Source organism: Aeromonas sp. FDAARGOS 1406 (assembly GCF_019048565.1).
GTDB classification, from domain to species: Bacteria; Pseudomonadota; Gammaproteobacteria; order Enterobacterales; family Aeromonadaceae; genus Aeromonas; species Aeromonas caviae.
The window spans coordinates 4,295,737-4,315,658 of sequence record NZ_CP077378.1; the positions used below are offsets into that span (position 1 = coordinate 4,295,737).

Annotated in this window: 16 protein-coding genes; all 16 read left to right on the forward strand. The window is 51.6% G+C overall.

The features are described from left to right. Positions 1-1,014 carry a glycosyltransferase gene (locus tag I6L36_RS20220; RefSeq protein WP_216986859.1) on the forward strand — a complete coding sequence of 338 codons (1,014 nt, stop codon included), beginning with the start codon at positions 1-3 and terminating at the stop codon, positions 1,012-1,014. A 65-nt stretch (positions 1,015-1,079) separates the two neighbouring features. Next, positions 1,080-2,018, forward strand: coding sequence for a glycosyltransferase (locus I6L36_RS20225; protein WP_216986860.1), 939 nt, complete (start codon positions 1,080-1,082; stop codon positions 2,016-2,018). Beyond that, positions 2,015-3,073 (forward strand): glycosyltransferase family 4 protein, encoded by a 1,059-nt coding sequence (locus tag I6L36_RS20230; RefSeq protein WP_216986861.1) that lies wholly within the window; start codon positions 2,015-2,017, stop codon positions 3,071-3,073. Before I6L36_RS20225 ends, I6L36_RS20230 begins: the two co-directional genes overlap by 4 nt. 90 nt (positions 3,074-3,163) lie before the next feature. Beyond that, the gene (locus I6L36_RS20235) at positions 3,164-4,210 is read left to right on the forward strand and encodes a hypothetical protein (RefSeq protein WP_216986862.1); all 1,047 of its coding nucleotides are present in this window, start codon (positions 3,164-3,166) and stop codon (positions 4,208-4,210) included. A gap of 34 nt (positions 4,211-4,244) precedes the next feature. Beyond that, a complete protein-coding gene (locus tag I6L36_RS22320; protein ID WP_367948949.1) occupies positions 4,245-4,484 on the forward strand; it encodes a glycosyltransferase in 240 nt (79 codons plus the stop codon). Positions 4,485-4,703: 219 nt separating this feature from the next. Then, positions 4,704-5,036, forward strand: coding sequence for a hypothetical protein (locus I6L36_RS20245; protein WP_216986864.1), 333 nt, complete (start codon positions 4,704-4,706; stop codon positions 5,034-5,036). Between the two features lie 102 nt (positions 5,037-5,138). Next, positions 5,139-6,254, forward strand: coding sequence for a polysaccharide export protein (locus I6L36_RS20250; RefSeq protein WP_273545716.1), 1,116 nt, complete (start codon positions 5,139-5,141; stop codon positions 6,252-6,254). Positions 6,255-6,317: 63 nt separating this feature from the next. Continuing rightward, complete coding sequence (locus I6L36_RS20255) at positions 6,318-6,746, forward strand: protein tyrosine phosphatase (RefSeq protein ID WP_113736231.1); 429 nt, start codon at positions 6,318-6,320, stop codon at positions 6,744-6,746. A gap of 55 nt (positions 6,747-6,801) precedes the next feature. Next, positions 6,802-8,976, forward strand: a complete 2,175-nt coding sequence (locus I6L36_RS20260; protein ID WP_216986866.1) for a polysaccharide biosynthesis tyrosine autokinase — start codon at positions 6,802-6,804, stop codon at positions 8,974-8,976. 263 nt (positions 8,977-9,239) lie between these two features. Continuing rightward, positions 9,240-9,512 (forward strand): hypothetical protein, encoded by a 273-nt coding sequence (locus I6L36_RS20265; RefSeq protein ID WP_202016548.1) that lies wholly within the window; start codon positions 9,240-9,242, stop codon positions 9,510-9,512. A 151-nt stretch (positions 9,513-9,663) separates the two neighbouring features. Next, positions 9,664-10,254 carry a YjbF family lipoprotein gene (locus I6L36_RS20270; RefSeq protein WP_216986867.1) on the forward strand — a complete coding sequence of 197 codons (591 nt, stop codon included), beginning with the start codon at positions 9,664-9,666 and terminating at the stop codon, positions 10,252-10,254. A gap of 47 nt (positions 10,255-10,301) precedes the next feature. Next, complete coding sequence (locus I6L36_RS20275; RefSeq protein WP_216986868.1) at positions 10,302-11,006, forward strand: capsule biosynthesis GfcC family protein; 705 nt, start codon at positions 10,302-10,304, stop codon at positions 11,004-11,006. Further along, positions 11,003-13,087, forward strand: a complete 2,085-nt coding sequence (locus I6L36_RS20280; RefSeq protein ID WP_216986869.1) for a YjbH domain-containing protein — start codon at positions 11,003-11,005, stop codon at positions 13,085-13,087. The genes I6L36_RS20275 and I6L36_RS20280 overlap by 4 nt, the downstream gene beginning before the upstream one ends. 86 nt (positions 13,088-13,173) lie before the next feature. Beyond that, positions 13,174-14,892 (forward strand): PglL family O-oligosaccharyltransferase, encoded by a 1,719-nt coding sequence (locus I6L36_RS20285; protein WP_216986870.1) that lies wholly within the window; start codon positions 13,174-13,176, stop codon positions 14,890-14,892. 263 nt (positions 14,893-15,155) lie between these two features. After that, positions 15,156-15,809 (forward strand): YceH family protein, encoded by a 654-nt coding sequence (locus I6L36_RS20290; protein ID WP_039040218.1) that lies wholly within the window; start codon positions 15,156-15,158, stop codon positions 15,807-15,809. A gap of 218 nt (positions 15,810-16,027) precedes the next feature. Further along, on the forward strand, positions 16,028-19,864 hold the full coding sequence (locus I6L36_RS20295) for a DEAD/DEAH box helicase (protein WP_216986871.1): 3,837 nt from the start codon (positions 16,028-16,030) through the stop codon (positions 19,862-19,864). Positions 19,865-19,922: the final 58 nt, after the last annotated feature.

A 19,922-nucleotide genomic window follows, 5' to 3' on the forward strand; every position in this document is an offset into this window, starting at 1 on the left:
ATGCATAATCAAAATATTTCCTCCTCTCCTATACCTAAAGTATCTGTAATTGTTCCTGTTTATAATGCCGAGTTGTATGTTGAACGAGCAATAGTCAGCTTAATGGAACAGACTCTAGATGATATACAAGTTATAATTATTGATGATGGTTCAAAAGATAACTCACGGCACGTAATTGAGAAAGTAATTTCTCGTTATCCTGAAAGGTATAGTCAAGTAATTCTCATTAGTCGTGAGAATCGCGGTGTCGCAGCTACTCGTGCTCAAGGTATGGAATTAGCTACAGGTGATTATATAATACATTTGGATAGTGACGATTGGGTTGAACTTAATTGGTTGGAAAATTTATATAGTAAAGCTATTTCATGTGATGCAGATGTTGCTGTGTGCGATTATTTCGTTGAAAGTTATAACAAAACACATGTTGTTTGTGAGAAGGTAGCTAGTGAAGGTCCTGTATGTGTTAAAAATCTATTGCTAGGACATGTGTCTAATTCCTGTTGGAATAAGTTGGTAAAAGCAAATTTATTTCATGAGAATGGGATACGTTTTTATGATGAATACGATATGGGGGAGGATTTTCTTGTTACATTTTTAGTTTTCAATAATGCAAGAAATGTTATCCATATAAACACCCCTCTTTATCATTATAATAAAATAAATGAAAATGCTTTAACTAAAAGCTATAGTAAAAAAGCACTTGAAGATTTGATTGGAATTGTAATGCTGACTGAGCACTATCTAGTAGATAATGGGCGATTAAGTTTATATTCTAACGAACTAGAAGTGTTTAAACTTGGTGTGAAATTACAGTTTGCATTGCACTATCATAATGAAATAGATAGAATTAAACTTGCATTCGATTTATATCCAGATATCAATGGGAAAATATTTAAGTCAAGTTTTAAAATATTAAAAATCGCTTATTTTTTGAAGCGGTGCAATCTTTTGTTTATTTATAAGTATTCCTATGATTTATGGAAATGGTTGCGTATTAACTTTCTCCGGGATTAAAAGAGAAATTGCTTGTGAATACTTTGGTTGCAGCTTGATATTAAACGATTAATGGCCTAATTTCTATGAATGAAAAATCACCAACTGTTAGTGTGATAATGCCAGTATATAATGTCAGTAATTATATACTAGATGCGGTCAATTCAATTCTAAATCAAACTTATCAGGATTTTGAACTAATTATAGTTGATGACTCATCAACAGATGACACCTATAGAGTATTGATTGATAACTTTTCTAAAAATAAAAAAATTAAAATTCTAAGAAACTCGAAAAACAAAAAAATAGTATATTCCTTGAACAAGGCATTAAGCTATGCTTCTGGTGAGTTTATTGCCAGAATTGATGGCGATGATATTGCTTATCCTGACCGCATAGAGAAACAAATCAACTATCTTCTTCTACATCCCGAGGTGGATTTGGTAGGGTGCGATCTAGAGACAATAAATGAACGTGGTGTTGCAACTGGCACATTTAATCGTTTTCCGGAACATTTTGAGATATTGAATAAAATGGCTTATTTTTGTCCGCCGGTGTCTCATATATGGTTGTGTCGAGCTTCTGTTTATAAAAATCTTAATGGTTATCGCTTTCCTTCTGTCGAGGACTATGATTTTTTGCTAAGAATGATCACTAGCGGATATAAATTTGCAAACATTCCTGGTTACATAGGAATGAAAATACGTATTAGGGACGGTTCAACATCAACTCTGTTTGGTGTGTCACAGCGTCGAGCATTTAACTTCGTTCGCCAGCTGTATAATGAAAGGTTGAGGTTTGGTATTGAGTGTACAGATAGTGGGAATTTCACAAAATATATTAACAACTCAACCTTTTTCAAATTACATTCTTTGTCAAATGCTTTATGTAAAAGGGCTATATTAAGCAGTGGCGCTATGAAGTATATCCTGTTTTTGATGTCTGCAATTGCTTCACCTTATCAGGCTCAATATATGTATTGCAGGATCAGGGCTAAAATAATTATTTGGAGGTCTGGCAAGTGAATGTTTTATTAATTGTGCCATCAAATGATAATGCGGGTCCTGTAAATGTTGTTAAATATTTAACTAAAGCGAATAGTAATGATGAAGTAAAATTTACAGTTTTATGTTTGCGGAAAAAATCTGACTTCATATTTGAAAATTGCAGAACCTTATTTGTTCCTAATTTCAGGATTCCATTTTTATCATTGTTATGGATCCGTAAGTTCTTAAAGTCCAATAAGTTTGATATTTGTCACTCTCATGGATTTTTCCCAGATATGTATAACTATGTATGTAAGGTTTTAAGTTTTAATTGCTTGAAGTCTTTATCAACAGTCCATAATTATCCTGATGAAGACTATCCAATGGAGTATGGAAAGCTCAAAGGTTTTTGGCTTTCTAAGTTTCATTATTTTCTCTTAAAAAAATTAACATCAGTTATTGGGTGTTCTTCGTCTGTTAGTCAACATCTTCACTGCAAAAATATTGAGTGCACAACGATTCGTAATGGTGTCAGCATTGTTGGATTGCACGATTCGATAGCTATATCTATAAACTATGATTTAAAACCAGTACGATTGTTTTTTTTGGGTAGATTGATTAAAAGAAAAAATTTTTCAGAGCTTGCTACATTTTTTTTAAATGCAAAGTTAGATTTTCATGAAAAATATTCTTTGACTGTATGTGGTAATGGGCCTGAGTTTGAGTATTATAATGATTTATTGAGTCCTTTTCAGAATATAAAATTTATGGGGCATGTTGATAACCCCGCATCTTACATATTAGATAGCGATATTTTGGTTTCAACATCTTTGGCAGAGGGTTTTCCATTAAGTGTTTTAGAGGCAATATTGGTAGGAAAGAGAGCGCTATTAAGCAATATTGAGCCGCATCTGGAGTTGAAGGCATTTTTGGGGGATGCTATAGAGTGCTATCAACTTGGCTCGAAAGATGACTTTCTAAATAAGCTTGATATATTATCCAACCGTAGATTAGACCCTCAATCTAAGGCAACATATCTTGCATCTGCAACGAGAATGTTTAATGAATATATTTCTTTGTATAGAAGTATATAATTTCCATATATAACTTATTTATGTGGTGGCAATGTGTTAATTAAAAGTCAACACCTATTGTTTTTATTGATTTTGACTAGTGTCTTTTATATGGCTAAGTTGACGCAATTCAGCCCCGTCTACATTTTTCAGCCGGTATTGAGTTCTCTTTTGTTATTGATGTTAGTGCGTAATAATAACAAGGTTAGTGTGGCGGGATTAATATTGAGCATGTTGGTTGCTGCATATTTTTTACTGAATACAGTATTGTTTTCAAATAACTACTCTACATATATAAACTTTTTTTGCGGGATATTTTCATTTTATACCATTGTAAGTTTATATCGTTATTTTTCGATAGCAACAATATTGAATGCCATTATAAATTCAGCTAAATATATTGTGGTGATTCTAGTTGTAGATTCGTTGTATCGAATTTTAAATCCCGCAATGCCAACATCAGAAGCTCTGGAGGCGGTGCAGGGTACGGAATATGCTTTTTATATGTATAAATTTAGTACGGTTATGTTTGCTGACTCAAATACTGTAGCTATTGTATGCGTGTCGTTATTTTTTTTATTGGATTATTGTTCTAAACGATTTTTTGTTAATACCACAATTTTGCGATTAATCATTCTTGTTATATTGTTATCATGTTTATCTAGATCTGCTATTTTCTCGGTCATAATTTCAATGTTTCTGCTTAACAAAAAGTTGAGCTTGAGGGGCAAGTTGGTATTTTTGATGGGGGGTCTTTTTCCTGCAGCATTCTATATATTGTCTTCATTTTTTAATGATGGGAGTTTTGTTAGTAAACTGTTTATATTGCAAGCGTTCTTTCATTATCTAAGTGATGCAGACTTATCGTCTTTATTACTTGGTGTAGGGCTAGGTAATTCCCCGCTTTATCTAAACAATATATACTCACACATTCATATTGTTACATCTATAGTTGAAGGTGGACTTATTGGTAGCTTACTTATTATTGTTTTTTTATTATATTATTTGAATTTATCAAAGTATCATGGCTTGTATGTGGTTTTGCCAAATATAATTCTCGGATTTTCATATTTTTTCTATTTAGGGGCTCCATTCGTTTTTGTTCCAATGGCGCTAATAGTTATGTTGGAGCTTCGACTCTCGAAAATTGAGTGTTAAATAAATAGGCCTTGTTATGCTTTTTTCAGTTTTGATGTCTGTGTATCACAAAGATTCTCCTAATGATTTTGAAGAAGCACTGAATAGCCTCGTCAGTTCAGTAGTGAGGCCTGATGAAGTCGTCTTGGTCGAGGATGGGCCGTTAGGAGATGACTTACAATCGGTTATTTCATCATTTTCAGATAAATTGCCGTTTAGAAATGTTAAATTGGCAAGTAATGTAGGTTTAGGAAAAGCTCTGTCTATCGGACTGCGTGAATGTAGTCATGAGTGAGTAGCTAGATTTGATAGTGATGATATTTGCCATCCTGCGCGATTCAAAACTCAAATTGCGTTTATTCAGCAGCGTCAGCACATAGATATTATTGGTACAGCAATTGCTGAATTTGAATCTAGTAAAGCTGATATTCATGCTTATCGTAAGCCGCCAATAAATCATGATGAGATTGTTGAATACGCAAAGTCTCGGAATCCATTCAATCATATGACGGTGATGTACCGTAAATCTAAAGTACTGGAAGCGGGTAGTTATCAAGATAACTATTTGTATGAAGATTATGCGTTGTGGGTAAGGATGATAAATAATGGCGCTATCACCGCCAATATACCTGAGATACTTGTTTATGCCAGAACAGGTAATGGTATGGAGATTCGGCGTGGCGGTTTCAAATACGCCTGTTCAGAAATTTCTGCGCAACTAGATTTTTACAATTCTGGGTTTATAAATAAATTGCAACTTTGTAAAAACCTCCTTGTACGTGTTCCGGTAAGATTGTTGCCAGGAGGTCTCCGCAAGTCGGTATATCGTAATTTTTTGAGAAAATAGGCGGTCTCCCGGGAGATTTCTCTCAGTATTTTCGGCAATTTCCGCTATCATACGGCGATTTTTACGTTCAGTTATTGATGGCAAGCTTAATAAGGTGTGGAAGTGAAAAGGATTCAGCTCATTCCTATGTTGTCAGCCGTGGCCCTGCTCAGTGCGTGCACTGTGGTGCCCGGTACCAATCTTTCCACCAGTGGCAAAACCGAGGTGGCTACAGGTTCAGTTGATGTTGATCAACTGGCCGATGTCTACCCGGTGACGCCAGCACTGGTCAGCGAGTTGCGCAAGGCGCCTGTGGTGGGCAAGGCCAACCCTGAGCTCAATCGCCAGATCAGCAGTTATGAGTACCGTATCGGGGTTGGCGACATCCTCAATGTGACGGTGTGGGATCACCCGGAGTTGACCATTCCTGCTGGCTCCTACCGCAGCGCGAGCGAAGCGGGTAACTGGGTACACGCAGATGGCTCCATCTTCTACCCCTATATCGGCAAGGTCGCCGTGGTGGGAAAAACGGTATCTGAAATCCGTGTGGATATTGCCAAGCGGTTGGCTCAGTTTATTGAAAGCCCACAGGTCGATGTCAGCATTGCCGCTTTCCGCTCCCAGAAGGTCTACATCTCAGGCGAAGTCGCCAAACCTGGCGCGCAGCCCATCACCAATGTGCCGATGACCCTGCTCGATGCCTTCAATCTGGCCGGGGGCTTGAGCCCGACGGCGGATTGGCACCATGTGGTCCTGACTCGCCAGGGCAAGGAATACCCGCTGTCGCTACAGGATCTCTTGCAGTATGGCGACCTCTCTCACAACCAGCTGATGCGCGATGGCGACATGCTCTATGTGCCGCGCAATGATGCCCAGAAAGTGTTTGTCATGGGGGAAGTCAACAAGGCTTCAACCTTGACCATTGGTCGTGAGGGAATGAGCCTGACGGAAGCCCTGAGCAGTGCCGAGGGCTTGAACCAGAATGCTGCCAATGCCACAGGGATTTTCGTATTGCGCCCGGCAGGCAAGTCACAGCAGAAAGCCGCCATCTATCAACTTGATTTGAGTGACGCCACTGCGCTGGTGATGGGGACGGAGTTTGCGTTGCAACCCTATGACGTTGTGTATGTGACAACCGCACCTGTGACGCGCTGGAACCGCGTGTTGAGTCAGCTGGTGCCCTCCATCAATGGCTTTAACGAGTTGACGGAAGGTATGTTGCGGGTTCGCAACTGGTAACGCTCAATGGATATTGACTCGGGGCCGTTGGCATCGTGTTGAAGATGAAAGAGTGACAGTAATATGTTTGAGAAAATTCTCGTCGTGTGTGTGGGCAATATATGTCGTTCCCCGACGGGTGAGCGTCTGCTGCGGGAGCGTTTGCCCGGCCGTGATATCCGTTCTGCCGGAGTGAGCGCACTGGTCGACAAGCCTGCTGATCAGGTCGCTAACGACGTAGCCCTGCAACATGGGGTCTCGCTGGAAGGGCATGTTGCGCGTCAGCTTAACCGCGCGTTGTGCCAGGAGGCCGATCTCATCCTTGTCATGGAGAAAGGGCATATTTCCGCCGTGACCGCCATTGATCCTGGCGCCCGCGGCAAGACTATGCTCTTTGGCCATTGGCTGGGTGAGTGCGAGGTGCCAGATCCCTATCGCCTCAGCCGGGAAGCCTACGAGCACGTTTACCAACTGCTGGTGCGTGGCGCCGATGCCTGGGTGAAAAAACTGTAACCACAGCCTGTGTCTGTGTTCGGGTTTATCTGACAATAAAAATGGACTCTGTGTAATGACGACTTCTTCTGTTTCGTCCCGGCAAAATAGTGCTGCGGTGGAAAACGATGAGATCGATCTGGGGCGCCTGCTGGGCTACCTGATCGATGGCCGTTGGTGGATTGTGTGTATCACCGGCTTCTTTATGATGATGGGTGTTGCTTACGCCTTGCTGGCGACACCCGTCTTCAAGGCCAACGCCCTGCTGCAAGTGGAAAAAAAGGCCAGCGGCACCGCTCTTCTCGGTGACATGGCCGATGTGCTGGGTGGCGAACAGGCTGATGCCGCCGCCGAGATAGAACTCTTGACCTCGCGCATGGTGCTTGGCCGCACAGTGCAAGAGCTCCATCTTGATACCGTGGTGACCCCCGATTTCTTCCCGCTGGTTGGCCGTGGTGTGTCTCGCCTGATGGGTCAGCCCTATCCCAAGATGGCGATTAGTCGTTTTGAGGTGGCACCCGAGCTGATTGGTACTCCCTTCACCTTGACCTTGACCGGAGAAAACCGTTTTACCCTGGAGGTGGAAGGCCGGGTACTCGAAGGACAGGTGGGCAAACTGCTCGAAAAAGAGGATGTGACCCTGCTCGTCGCAGATGTTGCCGCACAAGATGGCCAAGTATTTACCCTGGTCAAGCAGCCTTTGCTTGATGTGATTGGCGAGCTGCAGAGTGGTCTTCAGGTCAGCGAGAAGGGCAAGAATACCGGGATCATCTCCCTGGCCTTGGAAGGGGAAGACAAGGGACGTATTCGTGCTGTGCTCGATAACATCAGCCAGAACTATCTCCAGCAGAACGTGCTGCGCAAGACCGAAGAAGCCCAGAAGAGCCTGGATTTCCTGCAGACCCATCTTCCCCAGGTCAAAGATGACTTGAACCGTTCGGAAGAGCTGCTCAATACGTATCGTCAACAGAACGAGTCGGTTGATCTGTCGCTCGAAGCGAAAGCGGCACTGGACACCATGGTCGGGATTGAGAAACAGCTCAATGAGTTGACCTTCCGTGAAGCCGAGCTGCAACAGCTCTATACCCGTCAGCATCCGGCCTATATCGCCTTGATGGAGAAGCGCCAGACTCTGATCAACACCAAGAACAACATCAACAAGTCGATCAAGCGCCTGCCGAAAACTCAGCAGGATATCTTGCGATTGACCCGTGATGTGCAAGTGGGCCAGGAGATCTTCGTCCAGCTGCTCAACAAGCAGCAAGAGCTCAATATCATGAAGGCGGGGACCATCGGTAATGTGCGTATCATCGATGATGCGGCAGTCGAAACCCGTGCTGTCAAGCCGAAGAAGCCGCTGATCGTGGTGCTGGCGACGCTGCTTGGAGGCATGTTGTCAGTGGGCCTTATCCTGGTGCGCGCTGCATTCCACCGGGGTGTCGAGAGCCCCGAACAGTTGGAAGAGATGGGGCTGTCCGTCTACGCCACTATTCCCTACTCCGAAGATCAGGCCAAGATAGAGCAGCAGAAGAAGAAAGGTCGAAAAGCGATGGCTCTCAATGAAGCCTTGCTGGCCGCCCGTAATCCGGCCGACCTGGCGATGGAGTCGCTGCGCAGTCTGCGTACCAGTCTGCATTTCGCCATGATGGAGGCCAAAAACAACATCGTCATGATCTCGGGTCCTGGCCCTGGCCTCGGTAAGACCTTCGTGTCGACCAACTTTGCAGCCACCTTGGCCATGGGGGGCAAGAAGGTACTGGTCATCGATGCGGACTTGCGCAAGGGCTATATGCAGAAAGTCATGGGGCAAGAGATGGGGGCTGGCTTGAGCGCCTATCTGGCGGGTCAAAGCGAGATGATGCAGGTGATCAGCAAGACTGACTTTGACGGGCTCGATTTTGTCTGTCGTGGCGCAGTTCCACCTAACCCCTCAGAATTGCTGATGCATCCTCGCTTCAAAGCGCTGCTGGATTGGGCCGCAGAACATTACGACTTTGTCATCGTCGACTCCCCGCCGATCCTGGCGGTCACCGATGCGGCCATCGTCGGCCAGCATGTCGGGGCGTCTTTGCTGGTGGCTCGTTTTGCCAAGACGACTGTGAAAGAGGTGGAAGTGGCGATTCGTCGCTTCGAGCAAAATGGTGTGGCTATCAAGGGTATTCTGCTCAACGCGGTAGAAAAGAAAGCCAGCAGTTATTACGGTAATTACGGATATTATCAATATAGCTATGGTGATAAAACCAAAGCCTGATCCCGCTGCAGATGATAGATAAGGGATTAGTAATATTCAGGGAGGCGAAATTGAAGGTTCAATCGATGCCTTCTTTGAGTAATACTAGGGAAAGTGCGAACAAGTATCCCACGAACAAAAAATTAAAATTTTAGTCATTTAATATCAATGGGTTACCAGTAAATGCTCTCGTGCCATATGACTTATTCGCACCTTCCCTAGATATGGCTGGGGGGATCCTCTCAGTGTTATGTTTTAGCTGTGTCAACAAAAAGGAAGATAAGATGAAGAAGAGTGCGTTTGTTTTGGCCGCGCTGCTGGCTGTTTCCACTAATACCATGGCTGCAGAAGAGGGGGTAGCCGCTGCTGGCACAACGGGTACTAGTACCAGTGTCGGTGCTGGTGCTGCTGCCGGGGCTGCTGGTGTTGGTGCGGCTGTTGGAACGACAGCTCTGGTCGCCGTTGGTGTTGCTGCCGCTGTTGCTGTCGGTGTAGCAGTAGCTGTCGCATCAAATGACGACAACAACAACACCAGCACTACCACGTCAACCCGATAATATTCAGCAAGGCTGCTTGGTTCAAGCAGCCTTGTTTTTCTTCTTATCCCTCATGGATGGTTTATTGCACGTGGCTCAGTATTCATCTTATTTCCCCACTCGATTATTGGCATTGTCGGCCACTCTTTTGTTGGCGGGATGCAGTACCTCAATGCAGAAGACAATTGAAACCTTTGGTTATGTGTTTAACAAGCCTGATGATATTGTACTGACCTCATCTGAGCTAAGAGCATTGCCCTATGCGAGTGCCTATATCAAGGTGGGAGATGTGCCGCAGGCATTGGTTATTTTGGCTTATGTCGATGGCCCACGCATGTCATGGGTGAGTGCCGATGGTGTGATGTTTGTGACCCAATATGGGCGCTTGATTAAAACGGTGGGGTTACCAAATGATTTGCGCTATCTGGGGAGTTTGGATAAGGATCCATTGAAAACCTCTCGTGTAGACAAGACGCCATCTATGGTGTGGTATAGCGTCGCTGAGTGGTCGAAAAAATACACCAGTGGGTATCCCTTAAGCATGCATTACACGCAGGCGGGCAATGAGGTTCTGAATATTATGGACCACTCCTATAAAACGATGATTGTAGAAGAGCACGTCGTTACCGCTCCGGATGAAGCGCGATGGCTGAATCTTTTCTGGATTGATGAGCAGACAGGTCAAGTTCGTAAATTCCAGCAGCAATTAGGCCCTTCGTTGCCAATGATCGAAATGACATTCCTTAAGCCCTACTCATCATGAAAATAATATATAGCTTATTGCTTGCTACATTGGGATCTGCCCCCGTTATGGCAGATGTGTCCGTGTCTATTTGGTGGCAAGGCCAACCGACAGCAACACTGACCCACCCCCAGTCCATGCTGTTGAGTGACGCGTTGTTAAACTCGACGGTCTCCCAGTACGATAATTATTGGCCTGTTGCGCATATTTCTACCCCTGCGCGCCAAAAAGACATTGAGTATCAACAGCAAGCCGTATTGAAGGATCTCACCTTGCTGGCAACGTACTGGCAACAGCATGATGAAGCTGAACTCGCCCATGTCGCTTTACAGTTGCATCAACAGCTACAGCAGTTGCAATTGACGGGGCGTTTCGAAATGCTGGTGGACCCGGATATCAGCCTGGCACCTTCCGGTATCAATCCCGTATTGCAGGGGGATTATCAGCTGTATCTTGCCCCTCGCCGCTCACAAATATATCTGGCCGGGTTGATTGGTCACCCCGGCGAAGGCCCTGTTTTGCCTGCAGCAGGACTGCGAGAGTACTGGAAGAAGCTGGATCTCTTGTCCGGGAGTGATGACACCGGTGCTTATCTGATTTCACCCAGTGGAAAATCTGAGTGGATCCCCGTTGCTATCTGGAATGAGCGCCATGTCGAAGCCATGCCAGGAGCGACCCTGTTTGTCGGTTTTGCGCCGAGTGTGCTGCCTGAGCAGTATCAAGACTTGAATACACGCATATTGACGTTGTTAGCGAATCGGATACCCAAATGACCTACCCAAGACTCTCACTGATTGCCCTGATGGTCTCCTTTGCAACCCACGCCGATGCCGACATTTTTGAGCCGTTAGGGCCATCACAAAGTGACTTTGGCGGCGTTGGCTTGCTGCAAATGCCAACTGCCAGAATGGCTAAGACGGGTGAATTCAGTGTCAATTATGTTGATGATGATCAGTACCGTCGCTGGTCCATGTCAGTGCAGCCGTTCAACTGGCTTGAAGCCACTTTGCGTTATACCGACGTAAGAACCCGCCTCTATAGTGCCAACTCCGAATTCAGTGGCGACCAGACTTACAAAGACAAGGGCATGGATGTCAAAGTCAGGTTGCTGGAAGAGTCTACCTGGATCCCGAATATTTCTCTGGGATTCCGTGACCTGATGGGAACGGGGTTGTTTGACAGCGAGTATGTTGTTGGCAGCAAACGTGTTGGCCCGTTTGACTTCACCCTTGGCATGGGCTGGGGGAATATGGGAGAAAGCGGGAATATCACTAACCCTTTTTGCGAGTGGAAGGATGATTGGTGTTCCCGCGATAGTAGTTATTCAAGTGGTGGTGGCAGATTTGAAACCAAGAATATGTTTCATGGCAATGCTGCATTGTTTGGTGGGGTTGAATACCAAACACCTTGGCAGCCACTCCGGTTAAAACTGGAATATGATGGCAATGATTATAGTAATGAAGTTGCCGGGAAAATAGACCATTCGTCACCCATCAATATAGGTGCTGTTTATCGTCTGTTTGATTACATGGACACTCATCTTAGTTATCAGAGGGGAAACACTCTGATGTGGGGTGTCACTCTTCGCACGAACTTTAATGATTTACGTCAGAATCATTTAGATGAGCCCCATCCGGTGTATACCGCTGGAAAGGCCCCGGTAGATTCATCACACGTTGACTGGCCTGTTATGGCGGGACAGTTTGAAAGCAATGCTGGTTGGAATAAAGCATCGCTTTATAGTGATAAGGCCACGGTAACCCTGTTGGGCCAACAGCAAAAATACAGAGATCAGCAAGAAGCCATTGATCGTACTGCGCTGGTTGCGATTAATCACCTGCCTGAGACTGTCGACGAGTTGAGAGTCATTGAGCTTCAGCGTGATTTACAGTTGCAAGAGACCGTGATTGATCTTGACTCTGTGCGAAAGGCTAACCAGCCTCAAATCCTTGGGCAGGAGACGGTGGCAGTAGATCATCAAAAAGTACCAGATCCTGTTCAGGGGACTCTTCGCTACCAATCTGAACCTGAATGGTTCTCTTATTCATTTGACCCGGTATTGACTCAATCTTTTGGCGGCCCTGAATCATTTTATATGTATCAGCTAGGTATTAATGCCAACAGTGAGCTACGTCTTACCGATAAGGACTGGTTGCAGGGGACGTTGTTCTTCAATATTGTGAATAACTACGACAAATTTAATTACAAAACACCACCAGCCGATACGGATGCGTTGCCTAGAGTGCGAACCTGGGTGAGATCGTATGTGGACTCATCTGATATCCTTTTGAACAATCTCCAGTTAACACATATGGAGCAATTTGGTCAGGAGTGGTATGGCCAGGCATACGGCGGCTATCTGGAAATGATGTACGCCGGTGTTGGGGGAGAGGTGCTTTATCGTCCTTTCGGTCAGTCATGGGCTCTGGGTCTGGATACCAACTGGGTCAAGCAGCGTGATTGGAACAACACCCTGAAGATGGCTGATTACGACGTTGCTACGGGTCACTTGACTGGCTATTGGCAGTTGCCTTTCATGGACAATGTCACTGCCAAGGTAGCTGTCGGGCGTTATCTGGCTGGTGACCTGGGTGCCACGTTTGATTTCTCCAAGCGCTTTGACTCCGGGATTGTGATGGGAGCATACGCAACTTTGACGGATGTGTCGGCCGAAGAGTATGGGGAAGGCAGTTTCACCAAAGGCATTTACATCACGATTCCATTTGATCTTATGATGATCCGCCCCACAACTGCCAAGGGAACGATTGGGTGGGTTCCTTTGACAAGGGATGGGGGGCAAATGCTTAGCCGCAGTAACTCTTTGTATCACATGACCGAACGCCTGCCGCTGTAAGGCTCTTCTCGGTATTGATTCGTTAGTCTGATAAGCCGTGATAGTGTTTTCACTGTCACGGCTTTTTTATGCATGATGAGGCATAAATGGGAAGAGAGTGCAGTTTGGTTCATAAGATTTTTTGGGGAGCATCGGTCTTGTTTTGGCTGCTGGGCATGCACTTTTTCATGCACAACCCGGGCGGTGCTGGGCTCTATCTGCCCTTCAACGCCTGGGGCTGGATTTTCGCGAGCCTGGTGATGGCGCTGGGACTGTGGCAGGTCACCCTCAACCAGCGGCTGGTGGTTTCGCCGCTGCTGACGGTCCTGTGGCTGGGGGCCTTGCTGCTGCTGTTGCCCATGGCTTATCCGGGCTTCGAGCTCAAGGACTATGCCATCCCCCGCCTGCTGGGGCTGTTTGCCGGTCTGCTGTTTCTCGCTTGCCTCTATCAGTGGCGATTCGGCCGCGAGGCGCGAGACCGGCTGCTCTATATGCTGCTGGGGGCCGTCGCCATTGAGGCGCTGCTCGGCCTGGTGCAGTATTACCTGCTGGTGCCGGGCAACTGGATTGGGTATGACACCCAGGCCAACCGCCCCTATGGCATCTTCCAGCAACCCAACGTGATGGCGAGCTTCATGGCGACCGGCCTGTCACTGGCCATCTGGCTGGAGCTGCGCGGTGATGCCAACCCCTGGCTCAAGGGGCTGCGCTATGGGGTGATCCTGACCACTTCCCTGCTGCTGGTCATCTTGCAATCGCGGGTCGGGCAACTGGGCGGCATGATGGCTCTCTTGTTGCTGTCTGCCCAGTTGGGTCGTGAGCGGCTGCTGGGCAGGATGCTCGCGCTGGTAGCGCTGGGCATCTTGATCGGGCTGGCTTCGCAATACCTGATGGCTGGAGCAAGACGAGGGCTCGAGATCTACCAATCAGGCGGCATGCGCTCCATCTACTGGCCCTATGCCGCCAAGCTGATTGCTCAGATGCCCTGGACCGGTTGGGGCTATGGCAGCTTCGAGTCGGTGTTTCTCCATCACTACATGGCCGACAAGGCGCTGAATCAGGCCATGGTACAGATCGAGTACAACCTGGATCACCCCCACAACGAGTTTCTCTACTGGGCGGTGGAAGGGGGTCTGGCCCCCATGCTGGGCATGGTGCTGATGGGCGGGGCCCTGCTGTGGCGTCTGAGCCGGGCGGGCTGGGTCAAGGGCGCCGCCTTGCTTGCGCTGGTGACCCCCATCTTGCTGCACACCCAGACCGAGTACCCCTTCTACCACGCCATCGCCCTGTGGTGGGCGCTGCTGCTGCTCCTGTATGTGATGGATGCGGAGGTGGAGGAGCAAGGCCACGGCAACTGGCGCGACCATCTGTGTCGCCCCTGGTTGCTGCTGCGCTTCATGGCGATCGCCATTCCCCTGATCGTCGTCCCCTTCATGCTGACCGCCCTGCATACTGCCTGGGTGGTGACCAAGTATGAGCGGGGCGGTTACAAGCAGCCTGCGCTCCTGCTCGACATCGTCAACCCCATGGCCTGGCTGACCCGGGTGGAGTTCGACGTGAACGCGGTGCGCCTCATGGTCGGTCTGCAGACCAACAACCAGGCGGAGCTTGAAGCCTACCTCGACTGGGGGCAGGCCTTCGTGCGCCATACCCCGAGGGCCAATATCTACGCCAACATGGTGATCGCCCTCAATGCCCTGGGGCGCACGGCGGAGGCGGACAACCTGCGGGCAAGCGCCCTGATGCTCTATCCGGGTGAGCCTTTGCTCACCGTGTCGGCCGCAAGAAAGGTGGCCGCGACCCTGGAGCGAAAGCCCTCTTCGTGAGGGGCGTCTCAACCTGTCTACCATCACGGCCGCCTTTGCGGCCGTGATGGTTTTTGTGCCCGCCTCGTTGAAGGGGGAGGGGGCTGGTTGCCAAAGAGGTTCCCGGCCATCCGTTCACCTCGCCCGCGCACCGAGGCCGTTTTGCTGTACAAGGTTGCAGCAAGGGTTTCATCGGCTCGCAAAAATGGGGTTATCTGCTGGACGGCGCAAGCGCCTTGGCTAAGATAACCGTCTTAACGTCTTGTTTGGCAAGGGAGTATGACATGGAGATAGTACTAGGCCCATTAGAGGCCCGCGTGATCGGCTGCCTGATTGAGAAAGAGATCTGCACGCCGGATCAGTACCCTCTCTCGCTCAATGCACTGGTCAATGCCTGCAACCAGAAGAGCAACCGGGAACCCGTGCTGGAGCTCGCCGAGCTGGATATTCGTGCCGTGATCGACGAGCTGATCCGCCGCCGTCTGGTGGTCAATACCGCCGGTTTCAACGCCCGGGTGCCCCGCTATCAGCATCGTTTCTGCAATACCGAGTTCGGCGAGCTGAAGTTCTCGGCCCAGGAGCTCGGCATCATCTGCGAACTCTTGCTGCGTGGCCCGCAGACCCCGGGTGAGCTGCGTTCGCGCACCAACCGGCTGTGCAGCTTTGACGATGTGACCGAGGTGGATGCGGTGCTGGCCACCCTCATCGAGCGGGGGCCCTATGTGGTCAAGCTGCCCCGTGAGCCGGGCAAGCGGGAATCCCGCTACGCGCACCTGTTCAGTGGCGAGGTGGATCTGCAGGCGCTGGCCGACGCGGCGCCCGCTGGCAACCTTGTGTCACCGGCGGCAGACAGACTGGCGGCGCTCGAAGAAGAGGTCGAGCACCTCAAGGGGCAGTTGCAGGGGCTGGAAGCCCGTCTGGCCCGGCTGGAAGGCTGAGCCAACAATCTGTTTCCAGAAGGCGCTGCGGCGCCTTTTTTGATGACCGCGCCCCTCCTGCGGCCCGTTGCCCGGTGGCAAGGGCGAGTGCCCTGTCAGCCCTGTCGCTCGCGTACCCATCAAAGGAGCTAGCTTTTTTGCACTATTTCGCGCTTAAGGGTCGAGCCGCCGCCGCTTTCCCGTTAAAATTCCGCCTTTGCACTTGCCCGTGAGTTCTGATGTCAGCCTTCACCCTCTCTTCAGATTGCCATGCCCTGCTGTGCGAGCTGCAATTGCAGCGTGCCGCCAGCACTCGTTACCTGCAAGACACCCTCTATGCCCCGGGCGCACCCGGGTGTGCGCTGCTCGATACCCTTGATCAGTTGCAGCAGTGGGGGCTTGTCCGTCAACGAACGGAGCAGCAGTGGAGTCTGACGGCAGAGGGAACCCTGACCCTGATCCTGGCGGTGCGTGCGGGGGAGTGCCCCATGCCGCAGTGGTCCCGCATCCCCTCGGTCACGGGCCTGGAGCGGGCACAGGAGGTGGTGCGCGAGCTCTGTCTGGGGGAGGCGGGGCAGATCCCGGCCTATTACCAGAGTGCCGAACTCCTGAGCCTCCTGGATCTCGCCGATGCTCCCCGCCTGCTGGCAGGCTCCAGCCCCGCCTGGCAGGCCCTGCTGCTCGAGCACTTCGCCCTGCAGGCCCTGCTTGATGCTGAGCCTGACGAGGGCTGGCCGCTGGCAACGCTGGTTGCCTCCTGCTCCCCGGCGCTCTCTGGTCAGATCCAGGCTCGCGCCCAAGAATGGGAGTGGCTCTGCGGCCCCTTTGGCGGCGAGGTAACCACTCACTGGCCTGCGCTGCAACAACTGGCGCAGCAGGGGGATGAGCAACCCCTGGCCGAGCGGCTGCTGGGGGCGCTTGGTCAGTGGCAGGGGCAAGAGGCGTCGCCCTGGCCCCGGATGTTCAGCGCCCTGCTCTGGCTCGGCTGGTTGCAACAGGCAGATCCGGTGCAGGGGAGCGAGCAGCGCAAGAAGTGGCAGCGCAGTCTGGGGCATCACTCCCCCCTGCTGGCCGATCTGCTGGGGCAGTGGGCCGGAGATCGCCACGGCCAGGCGGTCGGCCTGTTCGATACCCTGCAACTGCCGCTGGAGGAGCTCCACTGGGGTTACCTCTGGCTCGATCTCTGCGCCCTGGCGCGCCACGGCGAGCAGAGCCCCCAGGTGACCATCTTGCACAAGTGGGACCTCTCTCACGTGCTGGACGCCGAGCCCCGGCATCGCCTGATGGTCTTCTGCCAGGATCTGCTGCGACTCCTGCTTGGCCGGGAGGCCGCCCATTGGCCCCTGCGCGCGTTGCGTCCTGCTCAAGGAGAGGAAGAGGATGCCACCGAGGGGGAAGGCAAGGCCCCCGCCTCGGCAAGCTGGCTCAACTGGCTGCAGGGATTGGGACGCTCGAGTGGGGTGCGCAAGCCTCGGGAGCGGCTGGTCTGGCTGCTCCACGCGGAGGGGCCAGAGCTTGAGTGCAAGATCCAGAAGCAGAGTACCAAGGGGGAGTGGACCGCCGGGCGAAGGGTCGATCCTGCCCTGCTTTCCACCCAGTACGCCAGCCTGCTGGATGAGGCGGACTGGGCACTGGTGCGTACCCTGCCGCGCAACATGGACAAGCTGCCCCGAGATGCCTGGGTGCCCCTGGCAAACCATCCTCGCCTCTTCAATGCCAAGGGGCAGAAGCTGCAACTGGCCGTCAGCGCTCCCCTGCTGCAACTGGTACAGAGCGGGGAGGGCATGAGTGCCAGACTACATCCTGCTCCCGCCGCCCGCGGTGCGCACATCGTCCCTCTGGCTCAGGATTTGTGGCAGCTTATTCTGACACCGCAGGCACTGCTGGACAGATTACCGGCCCTGGAGGCCATTCCGGCATTGCCGCCGGTCGGGCTCGAGGAGCTGCAACGCACGCTGGATGCCATCCCCGATCTCCCCTGGCACAGCCAGGTGGCGGGGCTCAGAGGCAATGCCGAGCTGGCCCCCTGGCCCGGCGTTCCCTCCGTCCTGCTCGACTGGCAGGAGGGGCAGCTCGTGGTCCAGCTGGTGACCCGGGAGGGGGACCTGCCTCCCTTGCCTCTGGGCAAGGGGGAGGCCATCGTGCGCCAGGGTATCCGGGAGTATCACTACTGGCAGCGGGATCTGGCTGCCGAGAAGGACGAGGCCCAGCGCCTTCGCAACCAGTTGCCCATCGGCCTGCCCGGCAACGAGTGGAAGCTGGACGGCGAGCAGGCACTCACCCTGGTCAACGCCCTGCCAGAGCTGGTTGACGCCGGTGTGGTGGTACATTGGCACCAGGACAGCACCCGCCTCAAGAGCCTCGATGAAGAGGCCCTGAGCCTGCGTATCGAGCGGCGTCAGGACTGGTTCCAGGTGGAAGGAGAGCTCTCGCTGGACGAGCATCAGATCCTCGATCTTCGCCTCATCCTGCGACAGCTGACCCCGGGCCAGCGCACGGTGCAGCTCGACGATAAGACCAGCCTGATGCTGAGCGACAAGCTGGTTGAACGTCTCACCGTGCTCGGCGCCATGCTGGACGACGAGCAGCGTATTAACAACAAGCTGGCCTATCCGCTGGCCCGCCTGCTCTCCGTCATCACCACCGAGGGGGATGCCGCCTGGCAGAACCTTCAGCAGGAGTGGCAGCAGGAGGTGAGCTGTCCCCCTGAGCTGCTGACGGCGCTGCGGGACTATCAGAAGGAGGGGGTACGCTGGATGGCGACCCTGGCCCATCACGGCTTTGGCGCCTGTCTGGCCGATGACATGGGCCTGGGCAAGACCTTGCAGGCCCTCATCGTGCTGCGCATGCGTCAGCACCTGGGCCCGGCGCTGGTGGTGGTGCCCAAGTCAGTGGTCACCAACTGGCAGGAGGAGGTGGCCCGCTTTGCCCCCGAGCTCGAGGTGGTGGTGTTCGACCATCCCGCCGAGCGGGAGACCCTGATCCAGGGGGCCAGGGCCGGACAGATCGTCCTGGTCAACTACGGCATGCTCGGCAGTCTCTCCCAGGCGCTCAAGTCCCGCCGCTGGTCGAGCATGGTGCTGGACGAGGCACAGCAGATCAAGAATGCCGGTACCCAGCGCGCCAAGCTGCTGTTCCAGCTCGACGGGGATTTTCGCCTCGCCCTCTCCGGCACCCCCATCGAGAACCATCTGGGGGAGCTGTGGAGCCTGTTCAGCTTCATCAATCCCGGCCTGCTCGGGAGCCTCGGGGAGTTCAAGCGCCGCTTTGGCAAGGCGGTCAAGGATCCCCAGCACATGGCGATGCTGCGGGCGGTGATCAGCCCCTTCATCTTGCGCCGCCTCAAGCAACAGGTGCTGACGGAGCTGCCGGACAAGACCGAGATCATCCATCACATCAGCCTCTCCCCCGAGGAGCGTCAGCTCTACGAGGCGACCCGGCGCGAGGTGGTGCAGCAGGTGCAAAGTGCCGATGGCCGTGCCCTGATGCATGTGCTGAGCGGCCTGACCCGGCTGCGCCGACTCTGCTGCTCCCCCCAGCTGGTGATGCCGGAGTGGTCCCAGACCAGCAGCAAGCTGGACGAGGCGATGGCGCTGCTGGACGAAGCCATCGACGGCGGCCACCGGGTGCTGGTGTTCAGCCAGTTTGTCGATCTGCTGAGCCTGCTGCGCAGCCGTATCGAGCAGCGGCAGTGGGACTACTGCTATCTGGATGGGGGCTGCTCGGCCAAGTCCCGTCAGGAGTCCATCCTGCGTTTTCGCCACGAAACGGTGCCGCTCTTCCTCATCAGCCTCAAGGCGGGGGGCACGGGCCTCAACCTGACCCAGGCCGACACCGTGCTGCACCTCGATCCCTGGTGGAACCCGGCGGTGGAGGATCAGGCGAGCGATCGGGCGCACCGCATGGGCCAGACCCAACCGGTGACCGTCTATCGCCTGGTGTGCGAGCAGACGGTGGAGGAGAAGATAGTGGCGCTGCACGACGAGAAGCGGGCACTGGCCGACGGCCTCCTGAGCGGCCAGTCCGAGGTGAAGGGGCTGGATGTGGAGAGCCTGCGGGCACTGCTGATGAGCTGACGGCGGGCTGTCGCTCGATGTGACAAGGGGAGCATCCGTGATGCTCCCCTTGTCGTTT